This window comes from Thioalkalivibrio sp. ALE10 (assembly GCF_000381385.1).
In the GTDB taxonomy this organism is placed as follows: domain Bacteria; phylum Pseudomonadota; class Gammaproteobacteria; order Ectothiorhodospirales; family Ectothiorhodospiraceae; genus Thioalkalivibrio.
Map to the genome: position 1 here is coordinate 1 of NZ_KB906465.1, position 6,854 is coordinate 6,854.

6 protein-coding genes and 1 pseudogene are annotated in these 6,854 nt (G+C 65.0%); 6 read left to right on the forward strand and 1 reads right to left on the reverse strand.

The annotated features are described in order from the left end of the window. Nucleotides 1-137 (reverse strand): annotated as a pseudogene (locus tag F788_RS14000) (IS256 family transposase); the annotation flags it as partial. A gap of 100 nt (nucleotides 138-237) precedes the next feature. On the opposite strand from F788_RS14000, the gene F788_RS0113190 reads away from it, so the two are divergent. From F788_RS0113190 to F788_RS14200, 6 genes are all read left to right on the forward strand, one after another. Next, nucleotides 238-741, forward strand: coding sequence for a glutathione peroxidase (locus F788_RS0113190; protein WP_019590478.1), 504 nt, complete (start codon nucleotides 238-240; stop codon nucleotides 739-741). Further along, on the forward strand, nucleotides 731-1,258 hold the full coding sequence (gene tadA / locus F788_RS0113195; protein ID WP_019590479.1) for a tRNA adenosine(34) deaminase TadA: 528 nt from the start codon (nucleotides 731-733) through the stop codon (nucleotides 1,256-1,258). The genes F788_RS0113190 and tadA overlap by 11 nt, the downstream gene beginning before the upstream one ends. Before the next feature lie 209 nt (nucleotides 1,259-1,467). After that, entirely contained in the window at nucleotides 1,468-3,639 is a 2,172-nt protein-coding gene (locus F788_RS0113200) for a type I secretion system permease/ATPase (protein WP_051080626.1), read from the forward strand. Beyond that, nucleotides 3,636-5,060 (forward strand): HlyD family type I secretion periplasmic adaptor subunit, encoded by a 1,425-nt coding sequence (locus tag F788_RS0113205; protein ID WP_019590481.1) that lies wholly within the window; start codon nucleotides 3,636-3,638, stop codon nucleotides 5,058-5,060. The genes F788_RS0113200 and F788_RS0113205 overlap by 4 nt, the downstream gene beginning before the upstream one ends. A gap of 5 nt (nucleotides 5,061-5,065) precedes the next feature. After that, complete coding sequence (locus F788_RS0113210) at nucleotides 5,066-5,680, forward strand: response regulator transcription factor (RefSeq protein ID WP_019590482.1); 615 nt, start codon at nucleotides 5,066-5,068, stop codon at nucleotides 5,678-5,680. A 264-nt stretch (nucleotides 5,681-5,944) separates the two neighbouring features. After that, nucleotides 5,945-6,854: retention module-containing protein (locus F788_RS14200; protein WP_019590483.1), on the forward strand; the 910-nt coding region annotated here is incomplete at its 3' end.

The following is a 6,854-nucleotide window of genomic DNA, read 5'->3' on the forward strand; positions in this document are numbered from 1 at the left end:
TCCTCCGCGTAGCGCTCCATGAACGTCTGCAACTCGGCCTCCACCGCTTGCTTGATCAGATCCCGCGCCCCGCGGCGCAGCAGATCGGTCAACGGGTCCTTTGGTCCGTTCGGGATGTCTGTCGTATCGTGAGCCATGGTGGCGTATCTCCTTTGGCTGGCTGGTTGCTCGCACTTCCATTCCAGCCGGATACGCCGCCTTCCTCAATTCCCCCTACACCACTTTCGACAGTAACTCGTGACCGGCGTCTTCAACTTCGAGGCCCCGCTGCCAGGGGGTGGCGTCCAGCCTCTCGCCGACTGGCGGGGCGATGTGCTGCTGATCGTGAATGTGGCCAGCGAATGCGGCTTTACCCCCCAGTATGCCGGGCTGCAGACCCTCCACGACCGCTACGCCGCGCAGGGCCTTCGCGTGCTCGGCTTCCCATGCAACCAGTTCGGCGGCCAGGAGCCGGGCGACGCGGACCAGATACGCGCCTGCGGGCTGAACTACGGGGTTACGTTTCCCGTGTTTGCGCGCATCGAGGTGAATGGTGCGGGCGCGCACCCTCTGTACCGTTACCTGAAAGAGCAGGCCCCGGGCGCGCTGGGCACCCGCGCGATCAAGTGGAATTTCACCAAGTTCCTGGTCGGGCGTGATGGCGCCGTGCTCGAGCGCTTCGCGCCCCAGCGCAAGCCGCAGGATCTGGCCGGTGCCATCGAACAGGCGCTTGCCGCCGTGTGCCCGGACGATGCCCGCTGAGTTCGAACACGACCCGCGGACACTGGGGCCCGGTGATCGCGGTCCGATACCCACGGAGGCGGGCGCGCATGCCTTCTGGATGGAGCTCGCGCTCGCGCAGGCGGAACGGGCGGCCGCGACCGGCGAGGTGCCCGTCGGGGCCGTGCTGGTCGATGCCGAGGGTCATTGCCTGGCCGCCGCGCACAACGCGCCGATCGGTCTGCATGACGCGACGGCGCATGCCGAGATCAGGGTGCTGCGGGCGGCGGGCCAGCGCTGTTCCAATTACCGGCTGACCGGTACCACGCTCTACGTGACGCTGGAACCCTGTTCCATGTGTGTGGGCGCTATGGTCCATGCGCGGGTGGGGCGGCTGGTCTTCGCGGCGTCGGACCCTCGAACCGGCGCCACCGGGGGTGCGATCGACCTGCTGCATCACCCTGCGCATAACCACCGTCTGGAATGCATTGATGGCGTTGCGGCGAAGCGTTCCAGCGAGCTGCTGCGGAATTTCTTTCGGTCACGCCGAAAGTGTTAAAGCCGCGTGACGCATCGGTGTAGCGCTGACGGTGCGTTGTGGCGCAGAACGGGGTGAGATAAGATCCTGCTCTCGTTATCGCCCGCAAATGCGCGCGGGCCGACTGAGTTTTTGTGCCCAGCCCTTGGGGTATATCGATTAGCCAGCCTCCTTCCAAAGATGATCGCGGGGATTCAGTCCCGAAATCCGGGGCTTCCGAAGCGGAGTCCATCGGCGATGAGGATCACGGTGCACCGGAGGTGCCGGTCCTGGATCAGGAGGGCCGCCCCGACAGCCTGCTCGGCGGGCTGATCCTGATCGCCCGTATGCACGGGCTGCGCCTGACCCCGGATTCCGCGCTTGCGGGACTGCCGCTGGATGACGGGCGGCTGTGCCCCTCTCTGGTTCCGCGTGCGGCGCAGCGTGCCGGCCTGACCACGCGCACCGTTACCCGCGACGCCCGCGGGCTGAAGGACGACCTGCTGCCTGCGCTGCTGCTGCTCGACCAGAACGAGGCCTGGGTGCTGGTCGGCTGGAACGAAGACAAGAGCGTGGCGCGGGTGATCGACCCCGAGCTGGGTGATGCGGTCATCGATGTGCCGCTGAAGCGGCTGAAAGAGCGCTACGTAGGCCGGGCCATCTACGTCCGTCCCGAGTTCCGGATGGATGCGCGCGCCCCGCAGGTCTCGAAGGAAAACAAGGGGCACTGGTTCTGGCGGGTCATTCGCGAGAACCGGCCGCTGTATCGCGACGTGCTGATCGCCGCGGTGATGATCAACATCTTCGCGCTGGCGATGCCCCTGTTCGTGCTGAACGTGTACGACCGCGTGGTCCCGAATCACGCGACCGAGACGCTGTTCATGTTCGCGGCGGGTGTCGTGATCGTGCTGATCGCGGACCTGATCCTGCGCACCATGCGCAGCCACTTCGTCGACAAGGCGGCAATGCGCGCGGACGTCAAGCTCTCCTCCCACATCATGGAGCGGGTGCTGGGCCTGCGCATGGAGAATCGCCCGGCGTCGGTAGGCTCGTTTGCCTCCAGCATCGGCGCGTTCGAGTCGGTGCGCAGCTTCATATCGTCGGCGACAATCATTGCCTTCGTGGATCTGCCATTTGCGTTGATGTTCATCGTCATCATCGCGTTGATTGCCTGGCCGCTGGCGATACCTGTGGCTATTGGCGCGTTGCTGCTCCTGCTCTATGCCACGGCGATCCATCGCAAGCTGCACGCACTCGCGGAGGAGAGCTACCGGGTGGCGGCGCAGCGCAGTTCGACCCTGGTCGAGAGCCTCACCGGCGCCGAGACGCTCAAGGCCCTGGGCGCGGAGGGGCGCGTGCAGGCGACCTGGGAACGCGCCACGACCCACTTGGCCCGGACCAGTGCGCAGAATCGACTGCTAACCGCAAGCGTGACGCACACGGCGAATTGGGCGCAGCACACGGTCGGCGTCGCCATCATCGTGCTCGGCGTGTTCTTGCTCATGGAGGGGGACCTCTCCATGGGCGGGCTGATTGCGGCCTACCTGATCTCCTCGCGCGCGATGGCGCCGATCAGCCAGACCGCTGGGCTGCTGATGCAGTATCACCAGGCCTCGACCGCGCTCGGCTCGCTGAACGAGATCATGGCGCTACCGGTCGAGCGGCCGGCGGACTCACACTTCCTGAGCCGCGACCGGTTTGAGGGTGCCATCGAGTTTCGCAATGTAGGCTTCGCCTATCCCGAATCCGCCACGCCGGCGCTGCAGGGCGTTTCACTGAAGATCGAGCCGGGCGAACACGTCGCCGTGCTGGGACGCGTGGGTTCGGGTAAGAGCACGCTGGCCAAGCTGATCATGGGGCTTTATCAGCCGACCTCCGGCGCGGTGCTGGTGGACGGAATTGACGTGCGCCAGCTGGACCCGGCCGAGCTGCGGCGGTCGCTGGGGTATGTGGGCCAGGAGGTCACGCTGTTCTACGGGAGTCTGCGCGAGAACCTGGTGGCGGCCGATCCGCTGGCCAACGACGAGGCGATCCGCAAGGCGATTGCGATCTCGGGTATCGAGGATCTGATCAATACCCATCCGGAAGGGATTGATCTGCAGGTCGGGGAGCGGGGGAGCCGGCTTTCGGGCGGGCAGAAGCAGAGTGTCGGTGTGGCGCGGGCGGTCCTGCACGAGCCCAGTATGCTGTTGATGGACGAGCCGACCAGCTCCATGGACAACTCCACCGAGCAGGGCATGAAACGCCGTCTGGCAGAGTTCATTCAGGGCCGCACCACCGTGATCGCCACCCACCGCACCTCGCTGCTGGAGCTGGTGGATCGGATCATCGTGCTGGACCAGGGCCGCGTGGTGGCCGACGGGCCGAGGGAGCAGGTTGTCCAGGCACTGCGGGAAGGACGCGTGGGCAAGGCGCAGACATGAGCAAGCGCACGCGCAAGGAAGGCCAGGGATTCGAGGCGCTCGGCCGTGGCATGGACCAGGCCGGGAAGGTGGGCGCCCCGATGGTCGACCGGATCTTTCGCCCCTGGCTGACTAGGGGAGGGGGTGATCATCGCAACTGGGCCTCGGACGCCGACTGGACCCAGATTCAGGAACGCCCGATCCGTGCCCGCGCGCTGCTTTACGGGATCCTGATCACACTGGGCCTGCTGGTTTACTGGGCCTCGATCGCCGAGATCGACGAAGTCGCCCGCGGTGACGGGCGGGTGATCCCATCGCAGAACCTGCAGGTGCTTCAGTCCATGGATGGCGGTGTGGTTTCCGAGGTGCTCGTAAGCGAAGGCGACGTGGTCGAGGAAGGCGAGGTTCTGGTTCGCGTAGATCCGACCCGTTTCCTTTCCGATCTGGGCGAGGCCAGGGCCAGCGAGTTTGCATTGAAGGCCCGTCGTGCCCGGCTGATGGCGCTGGTGACGGATACCGAGTTCCTGTTGACTCCGGACCTCCTGGCGGGCCCACCGGCGATCGTCGAGCAGGAGCAGCGCCTCTACGAAGAAAGCCTGGAGGAGATGCGCTCCCGGATTCGCATTGCCGAGGAACAGCTTCGCCAGCGGCGCGAAGAACTGAACGAAGTTCGTGCGCGGCGCAGTCAGGCCATCCGCGCACTGGAGCTGGCCAGCCGTGAACTGGAGGTCACCGAGCCGCTCGTGGAGAGCGGTGCGGTATCGGAAGTGGAGGTGCTACGCCTTCGCCGTGAGGTATCCAACGCTCGAGGGGACCGCGAACAGGCGACCGCCCAGATCGCGCGCCTGGAGGCTGCGATCGAGGAGGCGAACGAGAATATCCGCGAGGTTCGCCTGAATTTCCGCAATCATTGGCGTTCGGATCTGTCCGACACGCTGGGGCGCCTGGAAGAACTGGCGGAAGGCGCCGAGGGCCTGGAGGATCGGGTGCGGTTGTCCGAAGTGCGCTCGCCGATGCGCGGTATTGTCCAGCGCCTGTTCACGACCACACGCGGCGGGGTGATCTCGCCCGGCCGTGAAGTGGCGGAGGTCGTGCCGCTGGAAGACGAGCTCTTGATCGAGGCTCGGATCTCGCCGCAGGACATCGCCTATCTGCGTCCCGGGATGGGGGCCAAGGTTCGATTTACAGCGTATGAGTTCGCATTGTTCGGCACGCTGGACGCAACTGTGGAGCACATCAGTCCGGACACCATCACGGACGATGACGGCAACACCTTTTACAAGGTGCGGGTGCGCACCGAAGAGACCGGGTTCGACGATGAACACCCGATCATGACCGGGATGATCGCGCAGGTGGACATCATGACCGGACGGCGTACGGTTATGCAGTACCTGCTCAAGCCGATTCTCCGCGCCGGCGAGCTGGCTTTTACGGAGCGCTGAGCGATATGCAGATCTTCATGGTGGAGCAGGCATCGCGGCCATCGCCGCGCTGGGAAGAGGCCTTTCCGGATGCCCAGGTACTGCGCCCGCCGTTTCCGGCGACCCTGCCGGAGGGCGCCGAGGCCTGCTGGATCGGCACGGATCTGGCCGACTGGGAGGAGTACGTCAAGCAAATGACGCTGGTGCACCGTGTGGTCGTGCACTCGCGCCACCCGCACGACGAGGAAGGCATTCGCGCGTTCGATGCCGGGGCTCACGGCTACTGCCATGCGCTGACCAACGCCGCCCAGCTGCGAACCATCGCGGCCACGGTCACCGGTGGGGGGCTGTGGGTGGGCCCGGACCTGATGACCCGCATGATCCGTACGGTGCGCAGCGCCCAGCCCCGTGACCCGGAAACTCCGCCCGAGGGCTTCGAGAACCTGACCCCGCGCGAGCGCCAGGTCGCGCTGGCGGTTACCACCGGGGCGCACAACAAGGACATCGCTCGCCAGCTCGGCATGACCGAACGCACCGTCAAGATGCACCTGGGCTCTGTCTTCAAGAAGCTCAACGTAGTGGATCGCGTGCAGCTCGTGCTCCACCTGACGCGTCTGCGCGAGGATCAACCGATCGCCTGAGTCGCATTACCGCCGCTGGCCCCTTGCTAACGGCGGTAATGCGCTTTGCTGCGCTCGCAGGATACGAAAAGCGTAGCAAAGCGTGTTAATCCGGGAAGACCCCGCGCGGCGGTTTCATTGGCGTGCCTCCGGGCGACTCTCGCACTATCTCTTCGACGAGCCGACAAAACCTGTACTTCGGTACACCTGTCGTGCCCACGTCGACTTCCCTAGGCTTGTACCCATCAAAAATTGTGAAGTGCTTCCGGATTCAAGGAGAAGGTCATGTCTGAAGTTGTCGCTACCGTCGAATCCGTGGTGGGTACGGTTATTGCTCGGGACGAAGACGGCAACACCCGCGTCCTGCAGCCCGGAGACCATATCTTCTACGGCGAGGAAGTGATCGCTGAAGACGGTGCCTTCATCGAGATGGCCTTCGAAGACGGGTCGACCCTGTCCCTGGCGGGTAACGAATCCGCCACCATCACCGACGATCTGGCGGAGTCCGCCGAATCGGTACCGGAAGACGGCGAAATTGCCGAGGCCACCGTCGAAGAGATCATCGCCGCCCTCGATCGCGGTGAAGACATTACCGACCTGCTCGAAGCCCCGGCCGCGGGTGTTGACGGCGGCCCGGCCGGCGAAGGCGGCGGTTTCGTACGCATCGCCCGCAACACCGAAGAAGTGGGTGAGGTGAGCTATCTCTATGGATCCAACGTGCTCGGTGATGCCGGTGAGACTCCAGATGTAGGAATTGTCCTGACCGAAGAAGATGCTGAAGCTGTGGACGTGCCGGAGGAATTCGCGCTGAGCGTGGAAGCCACCGTCGACAACGACGCGGCGACGCTGGACATCAGCGGCACCAGCACCGACGTGGCGGAAGGTGACACCGTCAACCTGACGATCACCGACCAGAACGGCGAGACCGTGACCGCCACGGCCACCGTGGACGAAAACGGCGACTACAGCGTTGCCGATGTGGATGTGAGCGGCCTGACCGACGGCCCGCTGACCATCGATGCCGAAGCGACCGACAACAACGGCAACGACATCACGGCGCAGGATACGGCCGAGCTGGATGCGGTTGAGTCGAATCTGACCGTGAATGCGGACGATCCGGCCGAGGGTGAGGGCACGCTGGACATCAGCGGCGAAAGCCAGGATGTGCCGGAAGGCGGTGAGGTGGCGATCACCA

Coding starts and splice junctions, on each gene's coding strand:
- F788_RS0113210 (WP_019590482.1), top strand. CDS start 5,066: ATGCAGATCTTCATGGTGGAGCAGGCATCGCGGCCATCGCCGCGCTGG.
- F788_RS0113205 (WP_019590481.1), top strand. CDS start 3,636: ATGAGCAAGCGCACGCGCAAGGAAGGCCAGGGATTCGAGGCGCTCGGC.
- tadA (WP_019590479.1), top strand. CDS start 731: ATGCCCGCTGAGTTCGAACACGACCCGCGGACACTGGGGCCCGGTGAT.